Here is a 25,417-nt window from a genome sequence, read left to right as displayed (position 1 = left end):
CGGACCGGATTTCACGTTCAGCGCTTTTCCGCGCGATATTCCGGAAAGGCCTCGGCCAGCGTCAGCACCGTGCCGGTCAGGCTGCCGTCATAGCCCGGCAAGGCATCGACGCGCTGGCGGAAGCTCTCGCTCGTCAGCGCGCCCACGGCGTCAGCCAGCGCGGGGCTGGTCAGCTTCTTCTTTTCGATCGCGAAGAAATAGCGCTCCTTGAGCACCGGCACGAATTCCAGCCCGAAGCGCCGCGCCGCCGTCTCCACGCCAAAGCCCACGTCCGCCATGCCGCTGCCGATATACGCGGCGACCGCCGCGTGCGTGAATTCGCCGTTGTTGTAGCCCTCGATCCGTGCCGGGTCAATGCCGCGCGCCGTCAGGATCAGGTCCAGCAGCAGCCGCGTGCCGGAGCCGACCTGCCGGTTGACGAAGCGCACGTCGCTGCGCATCAGGTCCTCCAGCGTCTGCAGGCCAAGCGGATTGCCCACGCGCGTGAACAGCCCCTGGCTGCGCACGGCCAGATGGATCAGGCAATGCGTGTCGGGTTTGAGCCACGTCGTGAAGTGGCGGACCATGCCCTCCTCGAACTCGCCGACGGGCACATGGAAGCCGGCAATGTCGCAGGCGCCTTCCGCCAGGGCGGCCACGGCTTCCACGCTGCCGCAGTACTTCAAGTCATGCCGCACCTGCTGCTCGTCGAGGAAATCGCGCAGCGCCGCCACCGCGAAACCGTGGCTCGCATGCAGCCGCACGACCGGGTCGGTCCTTTCCATCAGCTTCTTCAGCTCGATCTCCAGCTCCGACGCCAGGCTGTCCAGCGTCGGCGACAGCCGCGCGCCAATGCGCTTGCTGGCCCAGACCAGCTGCTGCGCCAGCGGCGTCAGCGCACTGCCGCGACCACGGGTCTTGGCGATCAGCGGGCCGCCGAACAGGGATTCCGCATCGCGCAGGATGCCCCACGCATAGCGGTAGGACAGCGCCACCGCCTCGGCCGACTGGCTGATGCTGCCCGAGGTTTCGATGTGTCCCAGCAGCGCGACCAGGCGCGAAACGTCCAGCGGTTCGGCGGCCGGGCTGCCGTCGTCCCGGATCTGCAGGTGTGGCGAAATCGAGATGCGGATCATATGAAAAAAATAGCTTATTGAACCGAGCCCAACAACTACTTATAGTCGCTCCAACGGCCATAAAGCCGTGGTTATAGCCCGGTAAATAGGTCAAAAATAGCATATAACGGTCGCCCCGCCGAGGATGCGGCCCCCACAGGAGACGCCATGCCAGATACCGCCACCCCCGCCACGGCGCCGGCCGACGCGGCCCGCTCAGCGGCCATCGCCGCGATCGTGGCGGCGCGCCAGGACATGCCCGGCGCCCTGCTGCCGATCCTGCACGAGATCCAGGACACCCAGGGGTACATCCCCGACACGGCCGTCCCGGTCATCGCCAAGGCGCTGAACCTCTCGCGCGCCGAGGTCCACGGCGTGATCACGTTCTACCACCATTTCCGCCAGCAGCCCGCCGGCCGCCACGTGGTGCAGGTCTGCCGTGCCGAAGCCTGCCAGTCGGTCGGCGCCGATGCGCTGGTCGAACACGCGAAACGCGCGCTGGGCTGCGATTTCCATGAAACCACCGCCGACGGCGCGGTCACGCTGGAGCCGGTCTACTGCCTGGGCCAGTGCGCCTGCGGCCCGGCCGTCATGATGGGCGAGCAGCTGCACGGCTACGTCGATGCCAGGCGCTTCGACGTGCTGGTGCGCCAGCTGCGCGACGTTCAGCCCGCCAACGAGGAGGCCCAGGCATGAGCGCCGCCATCACCACCATTTTCGTCCCGCGCGACTCCACCGCGCTGGCCCTGGGCGCCGACGACGTGGCCCGCGCGATTGCACGCGAAGCTGAGGCGCGCGGCGAGTCCGTGCGCATCGTGCGCAACGGTTCGCGCGGGATGTTCTGGCTCGAGCCGCTGGTCGAGGTGCAGACCGCCGCGGGCCGCGTGGCCTACGGCCCGGTCAGCGCGGGCGATGTGCCGGGACTGTTCGATGCCGGTCTGCTGCAAGGCAGCGCGCATGCGCTGGCACACGGCCTGACCGATGAAATTCCGTTCCTCAAGCGCCAGGAGCGCCTGACCTTCGCGCGCGTCGGCATCACCGATCCGCTGTCGCTCGACGACTACCGTGCGCATGAGGGCTTCGCCGGCCTTGAACGCGCGCTGGCGATGGAGCCGGCCGCGATCGTTCAGGAAGTCACCGACTCCGGCCTGCGCGGCCGTGGCGGCGCGGCGTTCCCGACCGGCATCAAGTGGAAGACCGTGCTGGGCGCGAAGTCCGCCATCAAGTACATCGTCTGCAACGCGGACGAGGGCGACTCCGGCACGTTCTCCGACCGCATGGTGATGGAAGACGATCCGTTCATGCTGATCGAAGGCATGACCATTGCCGGCCTCGCCGTGGGTGCGGAGCAGGGCTATATCTACTGCCGTTCCGAATACCCGCATGCGATTGCCGTGCTGAACGCCGCCATCGCCATTGCAACCGCGGAAGGCTGGCTTGGCGACGATCTGCGCGGCAGCGGCAAGCGCTTCCAGCTCGAAGTGCGCAAGGGCGCCGGCGCCTATGTGTGCGGCGAGGAAACCGCGCTGCTCGAAAGCCTGGAAGGCAAGCGCGGCGTGGTGCGCGCCAAGCCGCCGCTGCCCGCGCTCGAAGGACTGTTCGGCAAGCCGACCGTCATTAACAACGTGATTTCGCTGGCCACCGTGCCCGTCATCATGGCGCGCGGCGCGCAGCACTACCGCGACTTCGGCATGGGCCGGTCGCGCGGCACGCTGCCGTTCCAGCTCGCCGGCAATATCCGCCAGGGCGGTCTCGTGGAAAAAGCGTTCGGCGTGACGCTGCGCGAACTGCTCCATGACTATGGCGGCGGCACGCGCAGCGGCCGCGCCGTGCGCGCGGTGCAGGTCGGCGGCCCGCTGGGCGCGTACCTGCCGGAATCGCGCTTCGACGTGCCGATGGACTACGAGGCCTATGCCGCGTTCGGCGGCGTGGTCGGCCACGGCGGCATCGTGGTGTTCGACGAGACCGTCGATATGGCGAAGCAGGCCCGCTACGCGATGGAATTCTGCGCGGTCGAATCGTGCGGCAAGTGCACGCCGTGCCGGATCGGCTCGACGCGCGGCGTCGAGGTCATGGACCGGATCATCGCAGGCAACGAACCGGTCAAGCACATCAAGCTGGTGCGCGACCTGTGCGACACCATGCTCAACGGCTCGCTCTGCGCCATGGGCGGCATGACGCCGTACCCGGTGCTTTCCGCGCTCAATGAATTCCCCGAGGACTTCGGCCTCGCCCCCAACGCTGCCCAGGCGGCATAGGTCGACGCAAGCCGACTTCACGAACAGAACAACGGGAGACAACCATGGATTGCCGCGATGTGATCGACTTCGGCACCCCCGCCAGCGAATCGACCGAGATGGTCACCCTCGAGGTCGACGGCGTCAGCGTCACCGTGCCGGCCGGCACGTCGGTGATGCGCGCCGCGATGGAGGCACAGGTCAGCGTGCCCAAGCTGTGCGCCACCGACAGCCTGAAGTCCTTTGGCTCGTGCCGGCTGTGCCTGGTGGAGATCGAAGGGCGCCGCGGCTATCCGGCCTCGTGCACCACGCCGGTGGAAGCCGGCATGAAGGTCAAGACGCAGAGCGACAAGCTGTCCGACCTGCGCCGTGGCGTGATGGAGCTGTATATCTCCGACCACCCGCTGGATTGCCTGACCTGCCCGACCAATGGCAACTGCGAGCTGCAGGACATGGCGGGCGAGGTGGGCCTGCGCGAGGTGCGCTACAACGACGGTGGCCCGATCGCCACGCACACCGAGATGAAGAAGGACGAGTCCAATCCTTACTTCACCTACGACCCGTCCAAGTGCATCGTCTGCAACCGCTGCGTGCGCGCCTGCGAGGAAACGCAGGGCACGTTCGCGCTGACGATCTCGGGACGCGGCTTCGATTCCCGCGTCTCGCCGGGCACCAGCCAGTCGTTCATGGAATCGGACTGCGTGTCGTGCGGCGCCTGCGTGCAGGCCTGCCCGACCGCGACGCTGACCGAAACTTCCGTCATCAAGCTGGGCCAGGCGCCGCGCAGCGTCGTCACCACGTGCGCCTACTGCGGCGTGGGCTGCTCGTTCAAGGCCGAGATGAAGGGCAACGAGGTCGTGCGCATGGTGCCGTACAAGGACGGCAAGGCCAACGAAGGCCACGCCTGCGTGAAGGGCCGCTTTGCCTGGGGCTACGCCACGCACCAGGACCGCATCCTCAAGCCGATGATCCGCGCGAAGATCACCGATCCATGGCGCGAAGTGTCGTGGGAAGAGGCCATCGGCTACGCCGCTTCCGAGTTCAAGCGCATCCAGGCCAAGCACGGCAAGGATTCGATCGGCGGCATCGTGTCGTCGCGCTGCACCAACGAGGAAGGCTACCTGGTCCAGAAGCTCGTGCGGGCCGCGTTCGGCAACAACAACGTCGATACCTGCGCCCGGGTCTGCCACTCGCCGACCGGCTATGGCCTGAAGCAGACGCTGGGCGAATCGGCCGGCACGCAGACCTTCAAGTCGGTCGAGAAGTCCGACGTGATCATGGTGATCGGCGCCAACCCGACCGATGGCCACCCGGTGTTCGCATCGCGCATGAAGAAGCGCCTGCGCGCCGGCGCCAAGCTGATCGTGGTCGATCCGCGCAAGATCGACCTGGTCGATTCGCCGCATATCCGTGCCGATTACCACCTGCAGCTGCGTCCGGGTACGAACGTCGCGCTGGTGACGTCGCTCGCGCACGTGATCGTGACCGAAGGCCTGCTGGCCGACGCCTATATCGCCGAGCGTTGCGAGGACCGCGCGTTCCAGCAATGGCGCGATTTCGTCTCGCTGCCCGAGAACTCGCCCGAAGCCATGGAGAGCGTGACCGGCGTCCCGGCCGACATGCTGCGCGGCGCCGCGCGTCTGTATGCAACGGGCGGCAATGCGGCCATCTTCTACGGCCTGGGCGTTACCGAACATGCGCAGGGTTCCACCACGGTGATGGGCATCGCCAACCTCGCCATGGCCACCGGCAACGTCGGCCGCGAAGGCGTGGGCGTGAATCCGCTGCGCGGCCAGAACAACGTGCAGGGCTCGTGCGACATGGGCTCGTTCCCGCATGAACTGCCGGGCTATCGCCACGTGTCGGACTCGACCGTGCGCGGCCTGTTCGAATCGGCGTGGAATGTCCAGATCAGCCCCGAGCCGGGCCTGCGCATCCCGAACATGTTCGAAGCCGCCCTCGGAGGCAGCTTCATGGGCATGTACTGCCAGGGCGAGGACATCGTGCAGTCCGACCCGAACACGCAGCACGTCGCGGCGGCGCTGTCGGCGATGGAATGCATCGTGGTGCAGGACATCTTCCTGAACGAGACCGCCAAGTACGCGCATGTGTTCCTGCCGGGCTCGTCGTTCCTGGAGAAGGACGGCACCTTCACCAACGCGGAGCGCCGCATCTCGCGCGTGCGCAAGGTGATGCCGCCCAAGGCCGGCTATGCCGACTGGGAAGCGACCATCCTGCTGGCCAACGCGCTCGGCTATCCGATGGACTACAAGAATCCGTCGGAAATCATGGACGAGATCGCGCGCCTGACACCGACGTTCTCCGGCGTCAGCTACAAGCGGCTGGACGAGCTGGGCAGCATCCAGTGGCCGTGCAACGAAGACGCGCCGGAAGGCACGCCGACCATGCACATCGACCAGTTCGTGCGCGGCAAGGGCAAGTTCATCATCACCAAGTACGTGCCGACCACGGAGAAGATCACGCGCGCGTTCCCGCTGATCCTGACCACGGGCCGCATCCTGTCGCAGTACAACGTGGGCGCGCAGACGCGGCGAACCGAGAACGTCCACTGGCATGACGAGGACCGGCTCGAGATTCATCCGCACGATGCCGAGGAACGCGGCGTCAAGGACGGCGACTGGGTCGGCGTGCAGAGCCGGGCAGGGGAGACCGTGCTGCGCGCGATCGTCAGCGAGCGCATGCAGCCGGGCGTGGTCTACACGACCTTCCACTTCCCGGAATCCGGTGCCAACGTGATCACCACCGACAACTCCGACTGGGCCACCAACTGCCCCGAGTACAAGGTGACCGCGGTGCAGGTGATGCCGGTGGCGCAGCCGTCCGCGTGGCAGAAGGAGTACCACGCGTTCAACGCGCAGCAATTGCAGCTGCTTGAAGCCGCCAGTGCCGATCCGGCCGCGGTAGGCTGACAGGAGGACCGCATCATGATGCGCTGCCTGAACGCGCCGGAACTCGAACCGGCGCAACAGACTGAGGGTGAGCCGGCCACGCACAGCACCTTTGCCGTGAGCCGCTGGCGCGACGGCGAACATGCGCTGAGCCCGGACGAGCTGGCCGAAGAGGTGCCCGTTGCGCTGGAATACAACGGCATCTCGCATGCGGTGATGCTGGCCACGCCGGCGGACCTGGAAGACTTTGCGCTCGGCTTCAGCCTGAGCGAGGGCATCGTCTCCAGTGCGCGCGACGTGTACGACATCGAGGTCGAAACGCGAGAGCATGGCATTGCGGTGCGGCTGGAGATTGCATCGGAAGCGTTCATGGGTTTGAAGGAGCGGCGCCGCTCGCTCGCGGGCCGCACGGGCTGCGGGCTGTGCGGGACCGAATCGCTGGAGCAGGTGATGCGCATGCCGGCGCCGGTGACGAGCGTGGCGAGCTTCCAAACCGAAGTGATCCAGGCCGCGTTCGTGCAGTTGCAATTAAGGCAGGCGCTGCAGCGCGAGACCGGCGCGACGCATGCGGCCGCGTGGCTGCGCGCCGACGGCCATGTCGCGATGGTGCGGGAGGACGTGGGCCGCCACAACGCGCTGGATAAACTGGCCGGCGCGCTTGCGCGCAGTGGCGAAGAGATCGCCACGGGTGCGGTGCTGGTGACCAGCCGCGCGAGCTATGAAATGGTGCTCAAGGCTGCGTCGCTTGGCGCTGGCGTACTGGCCGCCGTATCCGCGCCGACCGCGCTGGCCGTGCGGCTGGCCGAACAGGCCAACGTCACGCTGGCCGGCTTTGTCCGCGCCAGCGGCCACGTGGTCTACACCCATCCCCAACGCCTGCAACATGAAGCGAGCCTGGCATGAAGATCGATAACCTGATTACGATGGCCAACCAGATTGGCAGCTTTTTTGAAGCGATGCCCGATCGTGAAGAGGCGCTTGCGGATATCGCGGGACACATCAAGCGGTTCTGGGAGCCGCGGATGCGCAGGGCTTTGCTGGGGCATGTCGATGCGGATGCCGGCGCCGGCCTGCTTGAAATTGTGCAGGAGGCGATGGGGCGGCACCGCGCGATGGTGGAATAAGGCCTTCTGGCGGGCGTTGCGGCTTCGCCAGTCCGCGCCCGCCATGCACTACGACATCCCCTGATGCGATGCGCTATTTCAAGCGCATCGGCTCCAGCAGCGCGCCGTCATATTCACCGCGCGAAATCTTCCCCAGTTCCAGCATCCGATGCAGGATATACGCCTGCCGTTGCCGTGCGCGCCGCGGATTGACCACCGGATTGTTGGCAGACGGTGCTTTGGGCAGGCCAGCAAGCATCGCGCATTCCGCCAGCGTCAGCTTTCCGATCGGCTTGCCGAAGTAGGTCTGCGCCGCATCGGCAAATCCATACGCACCCTGCCCGAGGTAGATCTTGTTCATATACAGCTCAAGAATCTCGTCCTTGCTCATCGCATGCTCGATCCGGTACGACAGCAGCACCTCGTAGAGCTTGCGCGTATAGGTCTTCTGGCGTGACAGGAAGAAGTTGCGCGCCACCTGCATGGTGATGGTTGACGCGCCCTGTGACAGTTCATCAGAAAGATTGGCCACGCCGGCGCGGATCGCGCCCACGTAGTCGATGCCGTCATGCAGGTAGAAACGCTCGTCCTCGATGGCGACCACAGCGGCCGTCAGGTCGCGCGGAAATTCGCGCAGCGGAACGTAGTCGGGCGTGCTGCGGAACGCGGTCAGCGCATCGAGCGACGGTAGCTGCCGGTTGGCCATCAGCACGGCAACGGTGGCGAGCAGCGCGCCGCCGACGATGGCGAGCACCAGCAGTTTGACAAAGGCGGACCAGAGACTTTTCATGGCGCGTATTGTGCCAGCCCGGCGCCGAAAGCGGCATGGCCAGCGGTTCGGCGCAATGCGGGAAAGCGGCAGGTGACGCATGCGCCGGAGTGATCTGAAATAATTGAGCGTCGTTCGGCGGCGGCCTGACGAATCGTATCGCCCGGCGCGCGGCGTAAACAGGTCGCGCCACGGAAGACAGAATAAGGACAACAGATGATCAACCAATGGGAAAGCGGACTGCAACTTGAGACCGTCAGCAACGCGCGCGACCTGGGCGGCCTTGCCGGCGCTGGCGGGCGCCGTGTACGGCACGGCCGCTTGTACCGCAGCGGCAACCCGGCGCTTGCCTGCGGTGCCGATATCGAGCGGCTGCAGGGATTGGGACTCGACATGGTGGTGGACTTCCGCTCGCCGGGTGAGAAGTCGGCGGACGAAGCCTCGTTTGGCCAGCGCTTCAACTGGATCGCGATGCCGGTGCTTGAAGGCAGCATGGCGATGGATGTGCTGATGCCGCGCCTGCGTGAAAGCACGCCGGAAGACGTGGATGCATTCATGCTGGGTGTCTATCGTGATTTCCCGGTGCTGTACCGCGATGTCTTCCGCGAATTCATGCGCAACGCGCAGGCCGGCAAGACGCTGCTGTATCACTGCACCGCGGGCAAGGACCGCACGGGGTTTGCTTCGCTGCTGCTGCTTTCGGCGCTTGGCGTTGGGCAGGACGACATACTTGCCAACTACCTTGAATCCAACCAGCGCAATGCCGCGTTCAATACGCAGGCGCTGGAACGCATGACGCAGCTTGGCATCCGGCCGGAAGTCATGATGCCGCTGCTGGAGGTGCGGGCCAGTTACCTGGAAGCTTCTATGCAGGCGATTGAAGGGGCTTATGGGGATATGGGGAGGTATCTGTCAGAGGGGTTGGGGGTGGATGTTGACGGGCTTAAAAGGTATTACCTCGAGTGAACGGATGTCGTGCTTGGCAGGCGCGGCTGTTTCGCAGGCGTAGCCTGCGACTTACTTTCTTGTCCAAGCGACAAGAAAGTAAGCAAAGAAGCGCGTTTACTTGTCCTAGCGGACGAATATTGATCGTAGCGTGCGAAGAATTTCGTACGGGTATGGGCTTCAGAGAATGCCCGGCTGCCTGCCGCGTGGAGCGCGTCCGTCTGCAGGCTCTCCAACAATGATTGAACCAGCCCCGAAACTGTCCGTGGCCCGATACTGCCCGCGATATCGCATCATCGCCTTCGGCTGCGCTGCGCGCGGCTCAGTTAGTTAAGGGGCCCCGCGCTGCGGCGCGCATGCGCCAGCAATACCGCGATGGCGCAGCTGCCGATGCGCGCGCGCACGCTGTCGGCGCGGCTGGTCAGGATGATGGCAGACATAGCAGTTCCGTTTGGCTTGGCTTGGCTCGGTTCGGCGCAGCATGTTGCGCTGCGCAAGGCGCATTGGGCTCAGCATAGGCCACGATTCACGCGTCTCGATGATGTGGAAACTGCGCTTTGCAGCGGCCGCAGATGCCATGCGCTCGCCCACATGGCGCGGTTGCCATTGGCACAGCCCACTGGTACGCTTGTTTTTGCTGCAAAGCACAACGCGTCACTTCCGGATCGTTCCAAGGGGCGGCTTCGGTACACATGACGCACCTGCCCGATGCCAACAGGGGGAAGTGGAATGTCAGCTAGCGAATCCGGCGGCCTGTCCAACGAAAAGCCTGCTCAGCCTGAAACCACCGGCGCACTGGCGCAGTTCGGCGCCTTTGCCCCATTCGCCGCGTGGCCATGGGCCGCGCTCGAATACGGCGTGGATGCCTGGCAGCGCTCGGTCCTGCTCATCGACATCCTGCGCCAGCGCGGCAATGAATCTTGCGAACACGAACGCGAAGGCATGCCACCGGTGCTCGTGTTCGACCACGAGATGCTCGCCGACGCGCGCACGCTGCCCCAGCCGGTCAACTACGCGCTGCTGCGCATCATCCCGCCGGCCAGCATGCCGACCGACCCGACCAAGCGCCCCTTCGTCGTGATCGACCCGCGCGCCGGACACGGCCCCGGCATCGGCGGCTTCAAGGCCGACAGCGAAATCGGCATCGCGCTGCGCACCGGGCACCCGTGCTACTTCATCACGTTCTTCCGCGATCCGTGCCCGGGCCAGACCATCGAGGCCGTCGCGCGCGCCGAGGCAGGCTTCCTGCAGATCATCAACGAACGCCATCCCGATGCACCGGGCAAGCCTTTCATCATCGGCAATTGCCAGGCTGGCTGGGCGCTGATGATCCTCGCGGCCGTGGCGCCGGATGCGGTCGGCCCGCTGCTGGTGGCGGGGGCGCCGCTGGCGTACTGGTCCGGCGTGCGCGGCACCAACCCGATGCGCTACAGCGGCGGCCTGCTGGGCGGGTCGTGGCTGGCCTCGCTGACGGCGGACATGGGCAATGGCCGCTTCGACGGCGCGTGGCTCGTGCAGAACTTCGAGCAGCTCAATCCTTCCAACACGCTCTGGAGCAAGCTCTACAACGTCTACGCCAAGGCCGATACCGAAGGCCCGCGCTTTCTGGAATTCGAGCGCTGGTGGGGCGGCCACTTCCTGATGAACCGGGAAGAGATCGACTGGATCGTGCAGAACCTGTTCGTCGGCAACCGCCTGACCGCCGGGCAGGTGCGCAGCGCCGATGGCAAGACCGTGGTGGACCTGCGCAATATCCGCTCGCCGGTGATCGTGTTCGCGTCCTGGGGGGACAACATCACGCCCCCGCAACAGGCACTGAACTGGATTCCGGACTTGTACGCGACCGACGAAGAGCTGGTCGCCAATGACCAGGTCATCGTCTACTGCCTGCATCCGACCGTGGGCCACCTCGGCATCTTCGTGTCGGCGGGCGTGGCCAACCGCGAGCACAGCGAACTGTTCTGCGCGCTGGACCTGATCGACGTGCTGCCGCCGGGGCTGTACGAGGCGAAGATCGAGGACATCGCGCCCGGCACGCCGCACCGCAACCTGATCGAAGGACGCTACCTGGTGCGCTTCGAACGCCGCAAGATCGCCGACATCCTCGCGCTCGACGATGGCCGCGAGGACGAGCGCGCGTTCGAGGTGGTGCGCCGCATCTCCGAAGTCAACCAGCACCTCTACGACACCTTCGCGTCGCCGCTGGTGCGCGCGGCATCGAACGAGCTCACCGCGGAGGCCGCGCGCGCGCTCCATCCGTCGCGGCTGGAGCGCTCGGTGGCCACCGACGCCAATCCGTGGATGGCGTGGATCGGCGCGCTGGCGCCGATGGTGCGCGAGCACCGCCATCCGGTCGCGCAGGACAATCCGTTCCTGACGATGGAACGTGCGGTGTCGGCCCAGATCACTGCCGCGCTCGACCAGTACCGCGATGTGCGCGATGCCTGGTACGAGCAGGTATTCGAAGCGATGTACCAGTCGCCGATGATGGCGGCGCTGGTGGGCATGACGGCGCAGGCGCCCGTCAATCTCGAGTCGCCTGTGACGGTGCAACTGCGCAAGGAGCTGGCGCAGCTGCGCCTGCGCGATGCCGAGGCGGCCATCGGTCAGGGCGGCATGCGCGAAGCCTTCGTGCGCGTCCTGGCCTATGTGGCGGACGCCCATGCGGCGATCGAGGAACGCCCGTTCAACCTGCTGCGCGAGATAGCGCGCGAGCAGCCCGAAGGACGCGGCGGCCTGACGCTGGCCGAGTTCAAGTCGCTGGTGCGGCAGCAGACCGCTATCGTGCAGCTTGACCGCCAGCGCGCGCTGCAGGCGCTGCCGCGGATGGTGCCGGAACAGGAAGAGCGCCGCAGGCTGATGGTGGCCGCGCATCGCGTGCTGACCGTCAGCGCGCCGCTGGAGGGCGAGCGCCTGATGCACTACCGCGAGGTGGCCGACGTGCTCGGCACCGACCACGCGCATGGCGGGGCACAGCCTGCCGCGTTGCCGGTGGCTCCGGCGGCCAAGACCGGCAGCGAACGCGCGCGGGCGGCGCGTCCGCAGGCAAGCAAACCGGCAGGCGGCAAGCGCAGTGGCGGTGGCCACAGCGCGTAGCACGGCATGTCACCGAGCATCAAGGCGATGGCTGTGCCATGCAGATACTGATTCGCGGCCTGCGCCGCAACGTCACCCAAGCGATGCTGCGCGACCTGCTCGCGCAGCATGTGGCGGTCAACTCCGTGGAGATCATCCGCGAGGGCGATCCCGAGCGTCCGTGGGCCTGGGTCGATCTCGCGGTCGACCGGTTCACGGCGTGGAGCCTGCTGCGGCAGATGGACCGGCACGTCTTTGCCGGCGGGCGCATGCACTGGTACATCCCCGTGCATCAGGAACCCGGTGCGCCGGCTGACGCTGCAAAGCGATTACCATAGCCGCATTCCGACTCTGACGCGCCGCCTTTGCACGGTGGCGCAACCTCGCCATGCTTGAACTCCAGGGAGCCATCTGGTTCCGCTCCGGCTCACACGACTGGGGCGGCAAGGACCGCATCGCGCTGCTGGCTGCCATCGGCGAGCACGGCTCGATCACGGCTGCGGCCCGTGCCGTGGGCATCAGCTACAAGGCCGCCTGGGACGCCATCGACGCCATGAACAACAGCGCCGGCGAACCGCTTGTCGTGCGCGCCGCGGGCGGCAAGGGCGGCGGCGGCACGCGCCTGACTGAACGCGCCGAGCAGCTGATCCGCACTTACCGGGCGCTCGAGGAAGAACACCGGCGCTTCGTCGCCCACCTGGGCCGCCTGGGCGACAGCGCGGCCGAAGACCTTAACGTAATGAGGCGTTTCATGATCCGTACCAGTGCACGCAACAAGTTGTTTGGCAAGGTCGACAGCGTCCGTGGCGGCGCAGTCAACGACGAGGTGGTGCTGGCCTTGCCGGGCGGGCAGACCATCGTGTCGACCATCACGCATGAAAGCGTCGAGACGCTGGAGCTCAAGCCTGGCGTCGAGGCGTTTGCGCTGATCAAGGCATCGTCGGTGATCATCGGCCTGGCGGAGCCGGGTTTGCGCCTGTCCGCGCGCAACCAGCTTCCGGGCGTGGTGTCGCGTGTCGTCCCCGGCGCGGTCAATGCGGAGATCGTGCTGGACCTCGATGGCGGCGGCAGCGTGGCGGCCATCGTCACCAACGAGAGCATGCAGACGCTTGGCCTGGCCGAGGGAGTTCGCGCGCTCGCGATCTTCAAGGCCTCGGCCGTGATCCTGGGCGTGGTTGGATAGGCTGCAGCGCGTACGCTGCGTGCGGCGGGTCGTCCATAATGTCGGGCTTCGACGCAAGCTCCGACATCCCCGTACATGGACGCCACGCTGGCCGGTTTTTCCCTTAGCCTTTCGCTGATCCTTGCGATCGGTTCCCAGAATGCCTTCGTGCTGCGGCAGGGACTGCGCCGCGAGCATGTGTTCTGGGTCTGCCTGGTTTGCGCATTGTCCGATGCGCTGTTGATCCTGGCTGGCGTGTCGGGCTTTGCGGTCATGATTCGCCAGCTTCCGTGGCTTGCCGCGGCCATGCGCTATGGCGGCGCGGCGTTCCTGATCTGGTATGGCGCGCGCAGCTTCCTGGCCGCGCTGCGCTCGTCGGCGGTGCTTGATCCGAGCCATGCCGAGCCCCGGCCGCTGCTGGCGACGCTCGGCGTTTGCCTGGCGTTCACCTGGCTCAACCCGCACGTGTACCTCGACACGGTGATGCTGATCGGCTCGGTCTCCACGCAGTTCCACGGCCGTGAGAAGCAATTTGCTGCCGGCGCGATGACGGCGTCGTTCCTGTTCTTCTTCGCGCTCGGCTATGGCGCCGCGCTGCTGCGGCCGGTCTTCGCGCGGCCGCGCGCGTGGCAGGTGCTGGACGCGGTGATCGGCGTCACCATGTGGGTCATCGCAGCGAAGCTGCTGCTGGGCTGAACACGCACATCAAGACAGGGGTACCCATGGCAAGGAACGTTGAAATCAAGGCGCGTCTGGACAGCATCGACGCCATCGAACCGCGTGTTGCGGCGCTGGCAAGCAGCGGCCCGGAACGGATCGAGCAGGACGACACCTTCTTCCCGTGCCCCAACGGCCGGCTCAAGCTCAGGGCGTTCAGTGCCGATCGCGGCGAGCTGATCTTCTATGCGCGCCCAGACCAGCCCGGCCCCAAGGAAAGCTTCTACATCCTGTCGCCCACGGCATCGCCCGATACGCTGCGTGCCGCGCTGGCTGCCGCACACGGCGAAGCGGGGCGCGTGCGCAAGGTGCGCACGCTGTATCGGGTGGGCCGCACGCGTGTCCACCTGGACCGCGTGGAAGGTCTCGGCGAGTTCCTGGAGCTGGAGGTGGTGCTGGCCGACGACGAGAGCGTAGCCGCCGGCGTGGCGGAAGCGCACGGCTTGCTGGACCAGTTGGGAGTGGGAGCAGGCGCCCTGCTCGAGGGCGCCTATGTCGACCTGCTGCGCGCGGCTCAGACCACGCTGGCGCGCAGCGGGGCGTAGACGGGCGGATGCTGGCGCGCGGTGCCGCTGCCATGGATGCGGCCTTCGCGGATCTCCAGCACGTGTTCGCCGAGCGCTTCCACGTCGGCCGGGTCGTGCGAGATGACCACCATCGGCACGTCGAGGCTGGCCTGCAAGGCGCGCAGTTCCTGGCGCATGCGCTGGCGCAGCGCGGGGTCGAGTGCCGAGAACGGTTCGTCGAGCAGCACGATATCGGGCCTGGCCACCAGCGCGCGCGCCAGTGCCACGCGCTGTTTCTGCCCGCCGGAGATTTCGCCGGGATAGTTGCCGACGATCTCGCGCAGGCCGAAGGCCTCGACCCAGCGATCGGTCTCGGGATGCGTGGCGCCGCGGCGCGGATTGCGCCAGCTTTTCGACAGGCCGAACGCGATGTTCTGCCCCACGGTCAGGTGCGGGAACAGCGCATATTCCTGGAACAGGTAAGCGACGCGGCGCTCTTGCGGGCGCACGTTGATGCCGGCCTCGGCGTCGAACAGCGTGCGGCCATTCAGGACGATGCGGCCGGCATCCGGCATCAGCAGCCCGGCAATGGCGCGCAGCGTCAGGCTCTTGCCGGCGCCGGACGGGCCGAACAGCGCGATGCGGCGGCTGGCCGAATCGAAGGCGATGTCGAGCGCGAAATGCCGGTCGGCCGACACCATGCGCTTGCGGATGCTGACTTGCATGCCCATGGCAGCCTCACTGTGCCGAACGCGTGCGCCGCACGCGTCCGCGTTCGTAGATTTCGGCGGGATTGCGCGCCGCGGCCGGCACCAGCCGTCCCGCCACGACGAGGATCAGGATGCAGGTGACCGAGGTAACGAGCACCAGCAGGTTGGCGGTGTTGTCATCGCCGGCCTGTACCGCTTCGTAGATCGCGACCGAGAGCGTCTGCGTGCGGCCCGGCAGGTTGCCGGCGACCATCAGCGTGGCGCCGAACTCGCCCAGCGCACGCGCGAACGCCAGCAGCACGCCGGCAATGATGCCGCGCGCGGCCAGTGGCAGCGTCACGCGGAAGAAGATGGCCGCTTCCGGCACGCCAAGCACGCGCGCGGCGTTTTCGAGCTGGTGGTCGACGCCTTCAAACGCCGCGCGCGCCGATTTCAGCACCAGCGGAAAGGCGACGATGGTCGATGCCAGCACCGCGCCCTGCCACGTGAACACCAGTTCGATGCCGAGCCTGCCAAGCCATTCGCCAAACACGCCGCGCCGGCCCACCAGCACCAGCAGGTAGTAGCCGAGCACCGTCGGCGGCAGCACCAGCGGCAGCGTCAGTACCGCATCCACCACGTCGCGCGCCGGGGAGCGCCAGCGCGCCAGCGCATAGGCGGCGGCCACGCCGAGCACGGCGTTTAGCGCGGTGGCCCAGCCCGCGACCTTCAGCGACAGCAGCAGCGGCACCCAGACAGCATCCATGGCAGGCGTCGATCCCGATCAGGGTTTCTGGAAGCCGTAGCGCGCCAGGATCGCCTGGCCTTCGGCCGACAGCACGTAGCTCACGAAGGCGGTGGCCTGCGTGTTCTGCTTCGTCAGGCTGGTCACGGCGATGGGGTAGGTCACCGGCGTGCGGCTGGGCACGCGCACGGCTACCTTCACCTTGTCCGGCACGACCGCCGCGTCGGTGGCGAAGACAAAGCCCGCTTCGACCTCGCCGCGTGCCACATAGTCCAGGCTCTGGCGCACGTTCTGCGCGAGCACGCCCTTGGCGGAGACGGCGTCCCACAGGCCCGCGGCTTCCAGCGCGCCCTTGGTGTAGCGGCCGACCGGCACCGAGGCCGGGTTGCCGAAGGCGATGCGCTTCACTTCCGGTTTGTTCAGGTCCTGCAGCGCGTGGATCTGAAGCTTGCTGTCGTTCGGCACGATCAGCACGACCTGGTTGGCGGCGAAGTCGCGGCGCGTGGCGTGGGCCACGACTTTCTCGGCCTCGGCCTTGTTCATCGCTTCCTGGTCGGCGGAGGCAAACACGTCGGCCGGCGCGCCCTTGATGATCTGCTGCATCAGCACGTCGGACGCGCCAAAGTTGAGCACGACCTTGGTGTCAGGGTGCGCCTTCTCGAAAGATTCGGCCAGCGTCTTGAATGCATTGGTCAGGCTCGCCGCCGCCGATACCACCAGATCGGCGCCGAATGCCGGCGGCGCGGCCAGCGCCAGGGCGAACAGCGCGGCGCTGGCGAAATGAACGGCACGGCGGCGGAACGCCGTGCCCGGCGTGCGGACGGAGCGGGAAGTGTGCATCGGAAGATTCCTGGGAGCGCTGGGACGCGCGGATGGCTTCTGTGTACTGTCAGGCGCAATATACGTCTGTATATAGCGGAACGTCAATCTTGCCCCATGGTTGCTCGCATGGGTATTGATCTGGGCACAAGGGGAACATCATGGGCGGCGAATGCCGCACAGAAGGGACGAGGGGCGATGGGGAGAAGGCGCGCCGGGGCCGGCGCGCCAACAGGGTTCAGGCCGGTGGTGCGCCGTCCTTGAACATGGATTTCAGCTGCGTGCGCAACTCAGGAGTGTCCTGATGCTGGTGCACCGCCACGGCATGCTGGACCGCGGCTTCGAGCAGTTCATCTTCGCTGTCGGCGCTGAGTGCGACCGTGCAGCCGATGTCGCTCGGATACTCGCGGCAATCGACATACTTGCGTCCCATATTGCCTCCTGACGCCGGCCTGGTGGCCGGCGTTTTCCAGTATAGGGCGCGGGTTCGCAGGTTTTACAGGACGGGATTGAGCACCTTGCCGGTGGCCAGGAACGCTTCCAGGTTTTCCAGCGTGAGGGCGGTCATGGCGGCGCGCGTTTCCTGCGTGCCGCTGGCCATGTGCGGGGCGAGCACGACGTTGTCCAGCGCCGGCAGCGCCTGCGGGACATTGGGTTCGTCGCGGAACACATCGAGGCCCGCGCCGCCGAGCCTGCCGTCGGCCAGCGCCGCCACCATGGCGTCTTCATCGATCACGCTGCCGCGCGAGACATTGACGAGGATCCCCCTGGGTCCCAGCGCCTCGATGATCTCGCGCGAGACCAGGCCTTCGGTTTGCGGGCCGCCCACGCAGGCGACCACGAGGAAATCGGACCATGCGGCGAGCGCCTTCAGGTCCGGTTCGAAGCGCCACGGTGCGCCTTCGCGCTGGCGGCGGTTGTGGTAGGCGATCTCCATGTCGAAGCCGCCCGCGCGGCGCGCGACGATCTCGCCGATGCGGCCAAGGCCCAGGATGCCGAGCTTCTTGCCGGATACCCGCGTGGTCAGCGGAAAGCCGCCCTGCGGCCAGCGCTGCGCGCGAACGAAGCGGTCGCCATGGGCAATGCCGCGCGCCGCATCGATGAGCAGGCCGAAAGCCAGGTCGGCCACGCAGTCGTTGAGCACGTCAGGCGTGTTGCTGACCTGGATGCCACGGGCGCGGGCGGCGTCGAGCGCGATCGAGTCGTAGCCAACGCCAAAGCTGACGATGGCCTCAAGGCGCGGCAGCGCGTCGATCAGCGCGGCAGTGCAACCGTGCCGGGCAGAGGTCACCACGACACGGACCGCACCGCCATGCTCGCGCGCCCAGGCAAGCGGATCGGCCTGCTGCCAGAGCGCAGCGGCGCTGAAGCGCTCCTGCAGGGTGAGGTTGGTTTGCGGCGCGAGCGGGCCGACCTGGAGGATGTGGAATGCGGACATGGGAGAGGGGCAATCGCGGGAAAACGGAACTGGCAATGGTAGCGCAGGGCTGCCAGCCTTGCCGTCCGCGGGGGAACTTGCTGAGCTATGCTGGCAACCTTGCCATCAACGTTGCGCATACGCGCCCATGCGATGAAGACCCTCTATCTGGCCGGTTTCGATGTGTTCCGTGTGGATGCTGTCGAGTGGGGCCAACAGCTCAAGGCGCTCTGCGCGGAGTACGGGTTTGAAGGTCTGTATCCGCTCGACAAGGCGGCGCCTGTGGGGATGTCCGGGCCGGACACGGCGCGCTGGATCTATGACGCCAATATCGCGCTGATCCGGCACGCCGATATGGTGATGGCCAACCTGGGGGATTTTCGTGGCCCCGGGGAACCGGACTCCGGCACGGCCTTCGAGGTCGGTTTCGCCGTGGCGCTGAACAAGCCGGTGTGGGGCTACTACGGGGAGGATGGATCGCTGCGCGAACGCGTGACGGCCACGGTCGATGAACTCGGACTTGCGCGGGATGAGCGGGGGTATCTGGTCGAGGACTTCGGATTGCCGAAGAATCTGATGCTGGCCTGCCCGGCCAGGCTTGTGCGCGGCGGTCCGGCGCAATGCCTGCAGGCGATGGTGGAGGCTGAGCGTCGACGGGCGCAGCGGCGAGAGATTGGCGCGACCCTGTGGGACGCGGAAGACTGAATCCGGCAGGGGGGAGGTTTCTTGCCCTGCCCGCCTTTGCGGGGCGCATTTTGCCGGTCGATACCGCCGTGGCGCAACGAAGCGCTCGGCTGCATGTTCCTGACCCGAAGCCGCTCAGAGATTGCCTTATTGCCGCGACCGCCCTTGTGCACGGAATGCGATCTGCTTAACCCGTGGACGTGGGAACCATAGATCCGGTGCCAGTGGTATCCGGACCGGCCCCTTTTGTTTGCCTCTCACCGCCTCAACCCCATCACCCCGCGCGCAATATCCCCCGCCGCAGCCCCCAGGATCTCCCGATAAGCCGCCACCACGCCTTCGACCTCTCCGGGCGCAGCCAGGTCCGATTGCGTCCGCCCGCTCACCACCTTCCCATCCGACAACCGCCGCACGGTCCAGTTGATCGTCGCCCCGGCGCGCTGGCCGATATCGGCATCGAGCCGCACCACATCGGTGGTGATGCGGTAGACCGGCTCCACATCCGCCAGCCCTTGCTGGTAGGTATCCACCGCCCCCAAACTCGCCTGCAGCCGTTGCGACAGCGCATCGCGCATCTCCTCGGGCAGCGGCGATGACCACCGCGACAGGTCCAGCAGCTTGAGCCCGGCCTCATTGCCATTGCGACTGTCGCGCACCACGAGCTGCGGCCGGTTCAGGCGTTCGGGCACGCGCACCGGGGCGACTTCGATCCAGAGCGGTTCCGTGTTGGGCACCGCCGGCATCGCCGCGCTTGCCGCGGCGGCCGGCCCTTGCGCAAGCGTGTAGTAGCGCGGTTCCGGCGAGGCGCAGCCCGCCACCAACGTGGCGGCGAGCAGGGCGGCCAGGGTACATGCGCGCGTGGCATCGGTCAGATTGATCATTCTTTCTCCGTCTTGCCGCGCAGCAGCGCTTCAGGATGCCGTTCGAGATAGTCGGTCAGTATGCGCAGCGACGTCGCGGTGCGGGTCAGTTCCTGCACCATGCGGCGCGCATCCTGCTGCAGCGGCGCGTCGGAAGACAGCGTGCCGTTGGCGGTCGACAGCGTCTTGCGCGCGTCCTGCAGCGCGGCCAGCACCTGCGGCGCGACATCGCCGTTGAGTTGCTTCACCAGCGCGTCGGCGCTCGCCAGCGTGGCATTGAGCGCCACCACCGCTTGGCGCAGGTCCTGTCCGATCTGGTCGAACGGCACCTTGTCGATGCGGTTGACGATATCGCCGACCTGCGCCTGCAACTGGTCGAACGTACCCGGCGTGGTGGCGAATTCAGGAATCGGCGCGTTCAGGTCGACGTTGGCCGGCGGCGCCTTCGGGAAGAAATCCAGCGCCACGTAGAGCTGTCCGGTCAGCAGGTTGCCGGTGCGCAACTGCGCGCGCATGCCGCGCTTGAGCAGGCCCGCGATGATCTCGTGGCGGCGGGTCGGATCCTGCACATCGCGTTCGCGGAAGCCCATGCGCGACGGATACAGCTCCACCACCACCGGCATGCGGAACGCCTTCTTGTCGCGCTGGAACTCGATGCCGATGGAGCGCACCTGGCCCACGATGACACCGCGGAAGTCCACCGGTGCACCCGGCGAGAGGCCGCGCACAGACTGGTCAAAGTTGAGCACCGCCAGCGTAGGCGCCAGTTCCTCGGGCTCCTTCATGGCTTCGGTCTGGTCGCTTGCCAGCAGGAACTGCGTGTTCTCCGCGGCCCCATCCGTCGCGCTGGTGCCTTCGGGCGCCTGGAAGGCGACGCCGCCGAGCAGCACGGTCACCAGAGATTGCGTGGACAGCTTCAGGCCCGACGCATCCAGCTTGAGGTCGACCCCGCTGGCGTGCCAGAAGCGCGTATCGGCGTTCACCAGCTTGTCATAGGGCTTGTTGACGAACACGCGCAGGGTGATGTCGCGCCCGTTCGGATCGAGCTGGAAAGCCACCACCTGGCCCACCTGCACGCGCCGGTAATAGACCGGCGAGCCGATATCGAGCGAGCCCAGGTCCGAGGCGCGCAGCACGAACTGCTTGCCCGACGAGTCCGAGGTCACCACGGGCGGCGCTTCGAGTCCCTTGAATTCGCGCGTGGTCTCGGTGGACTTGCCCGCGTCCACGCCGATGTACGCACCGGACAACAGCGTTTCCAGGCCCGATACGCCGCTCGCGGCAAAGCGCGGCCGCACCACCCAGAAGCGCGTGTCGGCCACGGCGAAGTTTTCCGCATCCTTGGTCAGGTCGATCACGGCCAGCACGTGCGAGCGGTCGTGCGCGAGCCGCACGGACTTCACCAGCCCGATATCCACGTCCTTGTAGCGCACGGCCGTCTTGCCCGGCGTCAGGCCTTCGGCCGAGCGGAAGCTCACGGTGATCTCTGGTCCGCGCGAGGACAGCGTGTGGACCAGCAGCGAAATGCCGACCACGGCTGCGATGATCGGGATCAGCCAGACCAGCGAAGGCAGCCAGCGCGCCCGGCGGCGGCGTTCGGGTTGCGGCAGCCCCGGCGGCGCGGGCGGAAGGTTGTCAGTGTCAGGCATCTTGTTGTTCCAGCGAGTCCCACAGCAGGCGGGGGTCGAAGCTCAGTGACGCGAGCATGGTCAGCACCACGACCGAGGCAAAGGCCAGCGCGCCGCCGCCGGGGATGATGGTGGCCAGCGCCCCGGCCCGTACCAGCGAGGCCAGCAACGCCACCACGAATATGTCGAGCATGGACCATCGGCCGATGACTTCGACCAGTCCATACAGCTTGGTCCGCTGCCGCAGGCGCCAGGTCGAGCGCATATGCACCGAGACCAGCAGCAGCGTCAGGATCACCATCTTCAGCAGCGGCACGATGATGCTGGCGATCAGCACGATCCCCGCGAGCAGGTGGGAGCCCGACAGCCACAGGTAGATCACGCCGGACAGGATGGTGTCCTGCTGCGTGCCCAGGATGGACTGGGTCACCATCACCGGCAGCAGGTTGGCGGGAATATAAAGCATGTAGGCCGACAGCAGGAACGCCCAGGTGCGGGCCAGGCTGTCGGGCTTGCGGTGGTGCAACGTGGCGCCGCAGCGCGGGCAGGGCTGGCCTTCGAGCGCGCGCGGGCTGACCAGGTCGCAGGCGTGGCACGACACCAGGCCCAGTCGCGCGGCCGTGGGCACCTGCGGCAGCGGCGTGCGCTCGTCGTCGTCGGTGATCTCCTGCACCACGCTGCTGGCGAACCGGCGCGAGCGTTGCAGATGCTCGCGCGCGCCGGTCAGTCGCGGCAACTTGCGCCGCGGTGGCTGCGTATCGCTCATCGGCCGGCTCCGTCCGCGTCCTCGGCCGCTTGCGGCGATTCCAGGTAATGCCACAGGTCGCGCGGATCGAACGACAGCATGGCCGCCAGCACCACCACCAGCGCGCCGAACGACCACAGCGCGATGCCGGGCAGCACCTGCGCCATGCTCGACAGCTTCACCAGCGTGACCAGCACGCCGATCATGAACACTTCGATCATGCCCCACGGCCGGGTCTGCCGGATGCCGCGCACGATGCGGTCAAAGCCGGCGGGCATGCGGTGGCCCGACATGGGCACCAGCAGGTAGACCATCATCAGCATTTCCGAAAGCGGGAACAGGATGGTGGTGGCGAACACCAGCGCTGCCACCAGCGACATGTGGTCGGCATAGAGCGCCTGCACGGCGCCCAGCAGCGTGGTCTGCGTGCGCACGCCTTTGAGGTCCATCTCGACAATCGGAAAAGCGTTGGAGATCAGGAACAGGATCAGCGCGGTGATGACCAGCGGCAGCAGGTGCCGGTAGGTGCGCGCGCTTTCGCGGTACAGCTGGCCGCCGCAGCGCAGGCACAGCGCGCGTTCGCCCCGCGCCAGCGGAGCGCGCTGGTACACCGCGTCGCAGTACTCGCAGGCGACCAGTCCGTGCAGCGTGCCTGTGTCCGGCGGGGTGCCGGTGTCGCCGTGTGCCATGCGTCGCACTCAGCCGGGACGCTTGCCCGGCGCGACCGCCGGTGCGTCGGGGTTGTCGACCAGGGCTGGCGGCGGGCTGTCCGCCGGCGCTGCCGCAGCGGCTTCTGCGCGCCGCACGGCTTCGATCTGCGAACCGACGGTCCAGTCGCGCAGCAGCGCGTAGGCCACGGCGAGCAAGGTCGGGCCGATGAAGACGCCGAGGAAGCCGAATGCCAGCGCGCCGCCGAGCACGCCCATCATGATCCAGATGAGCGGCATGCCCGTGCCCTTGCTGATCAGCAGCGGCTTGACGACGTTGTCGGCCATGCTGACCACGCCCACGCCCCATACCACCAGGAAGATGGCCCAGCCCGTGTCGCCGGCGTGGTAGAGCCACAGCGCGGCCGGCAGCCAGATCAGCGGCGGCCCGACCGGGATCACCGACAGGAAGAACGTCACGAAGCCAAGGATGGCAGCCGCCGGCACTCCCGCGATCCACAGGCCGATGCCTTGCAGCACCGCCTGGATAAACGCCGTGCCGAGCACGCCGTAGACCACGCCCTTGACCGTGCTGCCGGCCAGTTCGAGCAGGTGGTCGGCACGTTCGCCGGCAATGCGGCGCATGCCGGCGCGCAGCCAGTCGACTGCGTATTCGCCGCCGGTGTAGAAGAAGAAAGCCAGGATGATCGACAGCGCCAGCTGGCCCAGCCCTGCGCCGATCGACAGGCCGGCACCAAGCAGCACATGGCCCACCGGCGCGATTAGCTTGCGCAGGTTGGCGACCATGTCAGAGTCGGCATGGATCACCGACTCCCAGGTCGTGTGCAGGTAGCCGCCCACATAAGGCAGGCTGCTGAGCCAGTCGGGAAGCTGCGGGATGCCCTGGTCCGTGTAGCGGTCCACCAGGCCGGTCAGTTCATCGATATGCGCGGAAAAGCTTGCGCCCGCATAGACAAACGGGCCAAGCACGATCACTGCGGCAAGCACCACGCAGATCAGCGCCGCCAGACTGCGCCGGTTGCCCAGCCAGCGCGACAGCACGGTATAGGGATACCACGAGCTGAAGGCCAGGATGGCGCCCCACAGCAGCGCCGTGGTGAACGGCGCCAGAACCAGCAACGAGCCGCCGATCAGCACCACCAGCGCGAACACCGCGGCGATCTTTTCAATCAGTTGGCCGGAATTCATGACTTCTCCCCAACTCCGCCGGAGTGACGGAAACGGCGTAAATATAGCTTACGTCAGCCCCGACGATGGCGAGTGGGTCATTTCGGGTGCCTGTGCAGACACTTGCTCGGATGTGGCCGGGGGACAACCCACAGTGCCACACCTGTATGACATACGCCAGCACCACGCCTATAACGCAAACGGGCGCCGCAGCGCCCGTTTGCCCGTTCAGACAGAACGCGCGGGATCAGGCCGTGGCGCTCATCACGCCGTCCTTGAGCAGCGCGGCAACCAGGTCCGACTGCGTCACCATGCCGACCACGTGGTGGTGATCGTCGATGACCGGTGCGTGGTGCAGGCCGCCATCGCTAAAGGCCTGCGCCAGCTCGACCATGGGCTGGTCGGCGCGCGCGGTGACCACGGCGCGGGTCATCAGGTCGCGCACCGTGCCGGCCAGGCGGCGGGCACCGGTGTCGCGCTGCGCCGCGAAGAAGTCGCTCTGGGTAATGATGCCCAGGAGCTTGCGATGATCGTCGACCACCGGAAGCGCCTTGATGCGGTGCCGCGACAGCAGGTGCGATGCCTCGGTAGCCGCTTGCTCGGGGCGCACCGTCACCACGTCGCGCGACATGATGTCCGAGATCAGCACGTTGCCGAAGCGGCGGCGGTAGGCGCGCAATTGCGCGGCCACCAGGATCGCTTCCAGGTCGTCTTCTTCAATGTCGAGGAATTCGCCGCGTGCCTGCAGGGCGTCGTGCAGGTCGGCGCGCGTAAAGCCCACGCGCTGTCCGGGCGGCACGTCGCTGGTCAGGTGCTGCACCGGCGGCTCGGGCGGGCGGTGCGGATAGCGCCGGCGCGACAGGTTGTTGAAGGCCAGCGCCATCAGCAACAGCAGCATGGAATTGAACAGCACCGGCACGACCACGAAGCCGAAGCCCAGCGCACTGACCGCGGGGCCGCCAAAGACGGCGGTGATCGCCACCGCGCCGCTGGGCGGGTGCACGCAGCGGAACTGGAACATGACGGCGATGGCGACGGCCACGGCGGTGGCCGCGGCCAGCCCCTGGTCGGGAATCCAGCGCGCGCAGGCCACGCCGACCAGCGCGGCAAACAGATTGCCGCCGATGATCGACCACGGCTGCGCAAGCGGACTCGAAGGCACTGCGAACAGCAGTACCGCAGAAGCGCCCATCGGCGCGACAAACCAGGGGTTGAAGCCACCCAGCGTCTGGTGGCTGATCCACTCGGTCAGGAACAGGCCGAGCAAGGCACCAAAGCAACTCTTGATGCGCTCGATGCGATTGGCCGATACCGGCAGGGGGACAAAAGTGCGGAGCCAGGCACGGGTGTTCTGTGCGAGCGCAGCGACGGCGGGGGCGGAAGGCATTCGGGACGGGGGCGCGTTGGAATGGTCGGCGTAATATATCACGGAGTGATATATTTGGCGGCCTTTGGCAAGATCCCTGTCTGGCGGATAT

The 25,417-nt window shown here is 66.9% G+C and carries 25 protein-coding genes and 2 pseudogenes; 13 read left to right on the top strand and 14 right to left on the bottom strand.

The window, feature by feature from the left end; genetic code table 11:
* Positions 1-17: 17 nt before the first annotated feature.
* A complete protein-coding gene (locus AC3FKH_RS13630; protein WP_488676237.1) occupies positions 18-1,115 on the bottom strand; it encodes a substrate-binding domain-containing protein in 1,098 nt (365 codons plus the stop codon).
* Between the two features lie 147 nt (positions 1,116-1,262).
* Between AC3FKH_RS13630 and AC3FKH_RS13625 the strand changes: the two genes are divergently transcribed.
* The 5 genes from AC3FKH_RS13625 to AC3FKH_RS13605 are packed head-to-tail and all read left to right on the top strand — an operon-like array spanning position 1,263 to position 7,364.
* On the top strand, positions 1,263-1,790 hold the full coding sequence (locus tag AC3FKH_RS13625) for a formate dehydrogenase subunit gamma (protein WP_488676236.1): 528 nt from the start codon (positions 1,263-1,265) through the stop codon (positions 1,788-1,790).
* Positions 1,787-3,352, top strand: a complete 1,566-nt coding sequence (locus tag AC3FKH_RS13620) for a formate dehydrogenase beta subunit (RefSeq protein WP_488676234.1) — start codon at positions 1,787-1,789, stop codon at positions 3,350-3,352. Before AC3FKH_RS13625 ends, AC3FKH_RS13620 begins: the two co-directional genes overlap by 4 nt.
* Before the next feature lie 44 nt (positions 3,353-3,396).
* Positions 3,397-6,261, top strand: a complete 2,865-nt coding sequence (gene fdhF, locus AC3FKH_RS13615) for a formate dehydrogenase subunit alpha (RefSeq protein WP_488676232.1) — start codon at positions 3,397-3,399, stop codon at positions 6,259-6,261.
* 15 nt (positions 6,262-6,276) lie between these two features.
* Positions 6,277-7,143 carry a formate dehydrogenase accessory sulfurtransferase FdhD gene (fdhD, locus tag AC3FKH_RS13610; protein ID WP_488676230.1) on the top strand — a complete coding sequence of 289 codons (867 nt, stop codon included), beginning with the start codon at positions 6,277-6,279 and terminating at the stop codon, positions 7,141-7,143.
* A complete protein-coding gene (locus tag AC3FKH_RS13605; RefSeq protein ID WP_483730126.1) occupies positions 7,140-7,364 on the top strand; it encodes a formate dehydrogenase subunit delta in 225 nt (74 codons plus the stop codon). The genes fdhD and AC3FKH_RS13605 overlap by 4 nt, the downstream gene beginning before the upstream one ends.
* A gap of 73 nt (positions 7,365-7,437) precedes the next feature.
* Here AC3FKH_RS13605 and AC3FKH_RS13600 read toward each other — a convergent pair whose 3' ends face one another.
* On the bottom strand, positions 7,438-8,133 hold the full coding sequence (locus tag AC3FKH_RS13600) for a transglycosylase domain-containing protein (RefSeq protein ID WP_488676228.1): 696 nt from the start codon (positions 8,131-8,133) through the stop codon (positions 7,438-7,440).
* A 195-nt stretch (positions 8,134-8,328) separates the two neighbouring features.
* On the opposite strand from AC3FKH_RS13600, the gene AC3FKH_RS13595 reads away from it, so the two are divergent.
* Positions 8,329-9,078, top strand: a complete 750-nt coding sequence (locus AC3FKH_RS13595; protein ID WP_488676226.1) for a tyrosine-protein phosphatase — start codon at positions 8,329-8,331, stop codon at positions 9,076-9,078.
* A 305-nt stretch (positions 9,079-9,383) separates the two neighbouring features.
* On the opposite strand, the pseudogene AC3FKH_RS13590 reads toward AC3FKH_RS13595, so the two are convergent.
* Positions 9,384-9,488 (bottom strand): annotated as a pseudogene (locus AC3FKH_RS13590) (phosphate acetyltransferase); the annotation flags it as partial.
* Between the two features lie 298 nt (positions 9,489-9,786).
* On the opposite strand from AC3FKH_RS13590, the gene AC3FKH_RS13585 reads away from it, so the two are divergent.
* From AC3FKH_RS13585 to AC3FKH_RS13565, 5 genes are all read left to right on the top strand, one after another.
* Complete coding sequence (locus tag AC3FKH_RS13585; protein WP_488676224.1) at positions 9,787-12,153, top strand: DUF3141 domain-containing protein; 2,367 nt, start codon at positions 9,787-9,789, stop codon at positions 12,151-12,153.
* Between the two features lie 38 nt (positions 12,154-12,191).
* Positions 12,192-12,470, top strand: a complete 279-nt coding sequence (locus AC3FKH_RS13580; RefSeq protein WP_488676222.1) for an RNA recognition motif domain-containing protein — start codon at positions 12,192-12,194, stop codon at positions 12,468-12,470.
* Positions 12,471-12,520: 50 nt separating this feature from the next.
* Positions 12,521-13,315, top strand: coding sequence for a TOBE domain-containing protein (locus AC3FKH_RS13575; protein WP_488676220.1), 795 nt, complete (start codon positions 12,521-12,523; stop codon positions 13,313-13,315).
* 75 nt (positions 13,316-13,390) lie between these two features.
* A complete protein-coding gene (locus tag AC3FKH_RS13570) occupies positions 13,391-13,990 on the top strand; it encodes a LysE/ArgO family amino acid transporter (RefSeq protein WP_488676218.1) in 600 nt (199 codons plus the stop codon).
* 26 nt (positions 13,991-14,016) lie between these two features.
* Positions 14,017-14,556, top strand: coding sequence for a class IV adenylate cyclase (locus AC3FKH_RS13565; RefSeq protein WP_488676216.1), 540 nt, complete (start codon positions 14,017-14,019; stop codon positions 14,554-14,556).
* Here AC3FKH_RS13565 and AC3FKH_RS13560 read toward each other — a convergent pair.
* The 5 genes from AC3FKH_RS13560 to AC3FKH_RS13540 all read right to left on the bottom strand — a co-directional run bounded on the left by AC3FKH_RS13560 (position 14,526) and on the right by AC3FKH_RS13540 (position 18,208).
* The gene (locus tag AC3FKH_RS13560) at positions 14,526-15,248 is read right to left on the bottom strand and encodes an ATP-binding cassette domain-containing protein (protein WP_488676214.1); all 723 of its coding nucleotides are present in this window, start codon (positions 15,246-15,248) and stop codon (positions 14,526-14,528) included. The two genes, AC3FKH_RS13565 and AC3FKH_RS13560, sit on opposite strands and share 31 nt — an antisense overlap.
* Before the next feature lie 7 nt (positions 15,249-15,255).
* Entirely contained in the window at positions 15,256-15,972 is a 717-nt protein-coding gene (gene modB / locus AC3FKH_RS13555) for a molybdate ABC transporter permease subunit (RefSeq protein WP_488676212.1), read from the bottom strand.
* Between the two features lie 18 nt (positions 15,973-15,990).
* Positions 15,991-16,791 carry a molybdate ABC transporter substrate-binding protein gene (modA, locus tag AC3FKH_RS13550; RefSeq protein WP_488676211.1) on the bottom strand — a complete coding sequence of 267 codons (801 nt, stop codon included), beginning with the start codon at positions 16,789-16,791 and terminating at the stop codon, positions 15,991-15,993.
* A gap of 217 nt (positions 16,792-17,008) precedes the next feature.
* Positions 17,009-17,203 (bottom strand): DUF1059 domain-containing protein, encoded by a 195-nt coding sequence (locus tag AC3FKH_RS13545; RefSeq protein WP_483730114.1) that lies wholly within the window; start codon positions 17,201-17,203, stop codon positions 17,009-17,011.
* A 63-nt stretch (positions 17,204-17,266) separates the two neighbouring features.
* Complete coding sequence (locus AC3FKH_RS13540; RefSeq protein ID WP_488676209.1) at positions 17,267-18,208, bottom strand: 2-hydroxyacid dehydrogenase; 942 nt, start codon at positions 18,206-18,208, stop codon at positions 17,267-17,269.
* Between the two features lie 132 nt (positions 18,209-18,340).
* Here AC3FKH_RS13540 and AC3FKH_RS13535 point away from each other — a divergent pair, with 132 nt between their 5' ends.
* Both AC3FKH_RS13535 and AC3FKH_RS13530 read left to right on the top strand, forming a co-directional pair.
* Positions 18,341-18,892: a nucleoside 2-deoxyribosyltransferase gene (locus AC3FKH_RS13535; protein ID WP_488676208.1), complete on the top strand. Its 552-nt coding sequence runs from the start codon at positions 18,341-18,343 to the stop codon at positions 18,890-18,892.
* A pseudogene (locus AC3FKH_RS13530) lies at positions 18,835-19,062 on the top strand (PIN domain-containing protein); the annotation flags it as partial. The gene AC3FKH_RS13535 and the pseudogene AC3FKH_RS13530, both read left to right, overlap by 58 nt.
* 66 nt (positions 19,063-19,128) lie before the next feature.
* Here the strand turns inward: AC3FKH_RS13530 and AC3FKH_RS13525 are convergent.
* The 6 genes from AC3FKH_RS13525 to AC3FKH_RS13500 form a co-directional block, all read right to left on the bottom strand.
* A complete protein-coding gene (locus AC3FKH_RS13525; protein ID WP_488676206.1) occupies positions 19,129-19,752 on the bottom strand; it encodes a PqiC family protein in 624 nt (207 codons plus the stop codon).
* Entirely contained in the window at positions 19,749-21,380 is a 1,632-nt protein-coding gene (locus AC3FKH_RS13520) for a PqiB family protein (protein WP_488676204.1), read from the bottom strand. Before AC3FKH_RS13520 ends, AC3FKH_RS13525 begins: the two co-directional genes overlap by 4 nt.
* Positions 21,373-22,125, bottom strand: coding sequence for a paraquat-inducible protein A (locus tag AC3FKH_RS13515; RefSeq protein WP_488676202.1), 753 nt, complete (start codon positions 22,123-22,125; stop codon positions 21,373-21,375). The genes AC3FKH_RS13520 and AC3FKH_RS13515 overlap by 8 nt, the downstream gene beginning before the upstream one ends.
* Entirely contained in the window at positions 22,122-22,793 is a 672-nt protein-coding gene (locus AC3FKH_RS13510) for a paraquat-inducible protein A (RefSeq protein WP_488676200.1), read from the bottom strand. Before AC3FKH_RS13510 ends, AC3FKH_RS13515 begins: the two co-directional genes overlap by 4 nt.
* A 9-nt stretch (positions 22,794-22,802) precedes the next feature.
* Complete coding sequence (locus AC3FKH_RS13505; protein WP_488676198.1) at positions 22,803-23,960, bottom strand: AI-2E family transporter; 1,158 nt, start codon at positions 23,958-23,960, stop codon at positions 22,803-22,805.
* Positions 23,961-24,186: 226 nt separating this feature from the next.
* The gene (locus AC3FKH_RS13500; RefSeq protein WP_488676196.1) at positions 24,187-25,326 is read right to left on the bottom strand and encodes an HPP family protein; all 1,140 of its coding nucleotides are present in this window, start codon (positions 25,324-25,326) and stop codon (positions 24,187-24,189) included.
* Positions 25,327-25,417 lie beyond the last annotated feature (91 nt).

Source organism: Cupriavidus sp. 21MJTG02-4, assembly GCF_057798975.1.
The sequence above is the reverse complement of the archived record's forward strand: the minus strand, read 5'-3'. Positions and strand labels throughout refer to the sequence as shown.

What these genes read in the sequence shown, in the direction of transcription:
- AC3FKH_RS13625 (WP_488676236.1), top strand. Translation starts at nt 1,263, where the DNA reads ATGCCAGATACCGCCACCCCCGCCACGGCGCCGGCCGACGCGGCCCGC.
- fdhD (WP_488676230.1), top strand. Translation starts at nt 6,277, where the DNA reads ATGATGCGCTGCCTGAACGCGCCGGAACTCGAACCGGCGCAACAGACT.
- AC3FKH_RS13580 (WP_488676222.1), top strand. Translation starts at nt 12,192, where the DNA reads ATGCAGATACTGATTCGCGGCCTGCGCCGCAACGTCACCCAAGCGATG.
- AC3FKH_RS13620 (WP_488676234.1), top strand. Translation starts at nt 1,787, where the DNA reads ATGAGCGCCGCCATCACCACCATTTTCGTCCCGCGCGACTCCACCGCG.
- AC3FKH_RS13500 (WP_488676196.1), bottom strand. Translation starts at nt 25,326, where the DNA reads ATGCCTTCCGCCCCCGCCGTCGCTGCGCTCGCACAGAACACCCGTGCC.
- AC3FKH_RS13560 (WP_488676214.1), bottom strand. Translation starts at nt 15,248, where the DNA reads ATGGGCATGCAAGTCAGCATCCGCAAGCGCATGGTGTCGGCCGACCGG.
- AC3FKH_RS13570 (WP_488676218.1), top strand. Translation starts at nt 13,391, where the DNA reads ATGGACGCCACGCTGGCCGGTTTTTCCCTTAGCCTTTCGCTGATCCTT.
- AC3FKH_RS13515 (WP_488676202.1), bottom strand. Translation starts at nt 22,125, where the DNA reads ATGAGCGATACGCAGCCACCGCGGCGCAAGTTGCCGCGACTGACCGGC.
- AC3FKH_RS13535 (WP_488676208.1), top strand. Translation starts at nt 18,341, where the DNA reads ATGAAGACCCTCTATCTGGCCGGTTTCGATGTGTTCCGTGTGGATGCT.
- AC3FKH_RS13600 (WP_488676228.1), bottom strand. Translation starts at nt 8,133, where the DNA reads ATGAAAAGTCTCTGGTCCGCCTTTGTCAAACTGCTGGTGCTCGCCATC.
- AC3FKH_RS13525 (WP_488676206.1), bottom strand. Translation starts at nt 19,752, where the DNA reads ATGATCAATCTGACCGATGCCACGCGCGCATGTACCCTGGCCGCCCTG.
- AC3FKH_RS13540 (WP_488676209.1), bottom strand. Translation starts at nt 18,208, where the DNA reads ATGTCCGCATTCCACATCCTCCAGGTCGGCCCGCTCGCGCCGCAAACC.
- AC3FKH_RS13630 (WP_488676237.1), bottom strand. Translation starts at nt 1,115, where the DNA reads ATGATCCGCATCTCGATTTCGCCACACCTGCAGATCCGGGACGACGGC.
- fdhF (WP_488676232.1), top strand. Translation starts at nt 3,397, where the DNA reads ATGGATTGCCGCGATGTGATCGACTTCGGCACCCCCGCCAGCGAATCG.
- AC3FKH_RS13505 (WP_488676198.1), bottom strand. Translation starts at nt 23,960, where the DNA reads ATGAATTCCGGCCAACTGATTGAAAAGATCGCCGCGGTGTTCGCGCTG.
- AC3FKH_RS13545 (WP_483730114.1), bottom strand. Translation starts at nt 17,203, where the DNA reads ATGGGACGCAAGTATGTCGATTGCCGCGAGTATCCGAGCGACATCGGC.
- modA (WP_488676211.1), bottom strand. Translation starts at nt 16,791, where the DNA reads ATGCACACTTCCCGCTCCGTCCGCACGCCGGGCACGGCGTTCCGCCGC.
- AC3FKH_RS13585 (WP_488676224.1), top strand. Translation starts at nt 9,787, where the DNA reads ATGTCAGCTAGCGAATCCGGCGGCCTGTCCAACGAAAAGCCTGCTCAG.
- modB (WP_488676212.1), bottom strand. Translation starts at nt 15,972, where the DNA reads ATGGATGCTGTCTGGGTGCCGCTGCTGCTGTCGCTGAAGGTCGCGGGC.
- AC3FKH_RS13595 (WP_488676226.1), top strand. Translation starts at nt 8,329, where the DNA reads ATGATCAACCAATGGGAAAGCGGACTGCAACTTGAGACCGTCAGCAAC.
- AC3FKH_RS13565 (WP_488676216.1), top strand. Translation starts at nt 14,017, where the DNA reads ATGGCAAGGAACGTTGAAATCAAGGCGCGTCTGGACAGCATCGACGCC.
- AC3FKH_RS13520 (WP_488676204.1), bottom strand. Translation starts at nt 21,380, where the DNA reads ATGCCTGACACTGACAACCTTCCGCCCGCGCCGCCGGGGCTGCCGCAA.
- AC3FKH_RS13510 (WP_488676200.1), bottom strand. Translation starts at nt 22,793, where the DNA reads ATGGCACACGGCGACACCGGCACCCCGCCGGACACAGGCACGCTGCAC.
- AC3FKH_RS13575 (WP_488676220.1), top strand. Translation starts at nt 12,521, where the DNA reads ATGCTTGAACTCCAGGGAGCCATCTGGTTCCGCTCCGGCTCACACGAC.
- AC3FKH_RS13605 (WP_483730126.1), top strand. Translation starts at nt 7,140, where the DNA reads ATGAAGATCGATAACCTGATTACGATGGCCAACCAGATTGGCAGCTTT.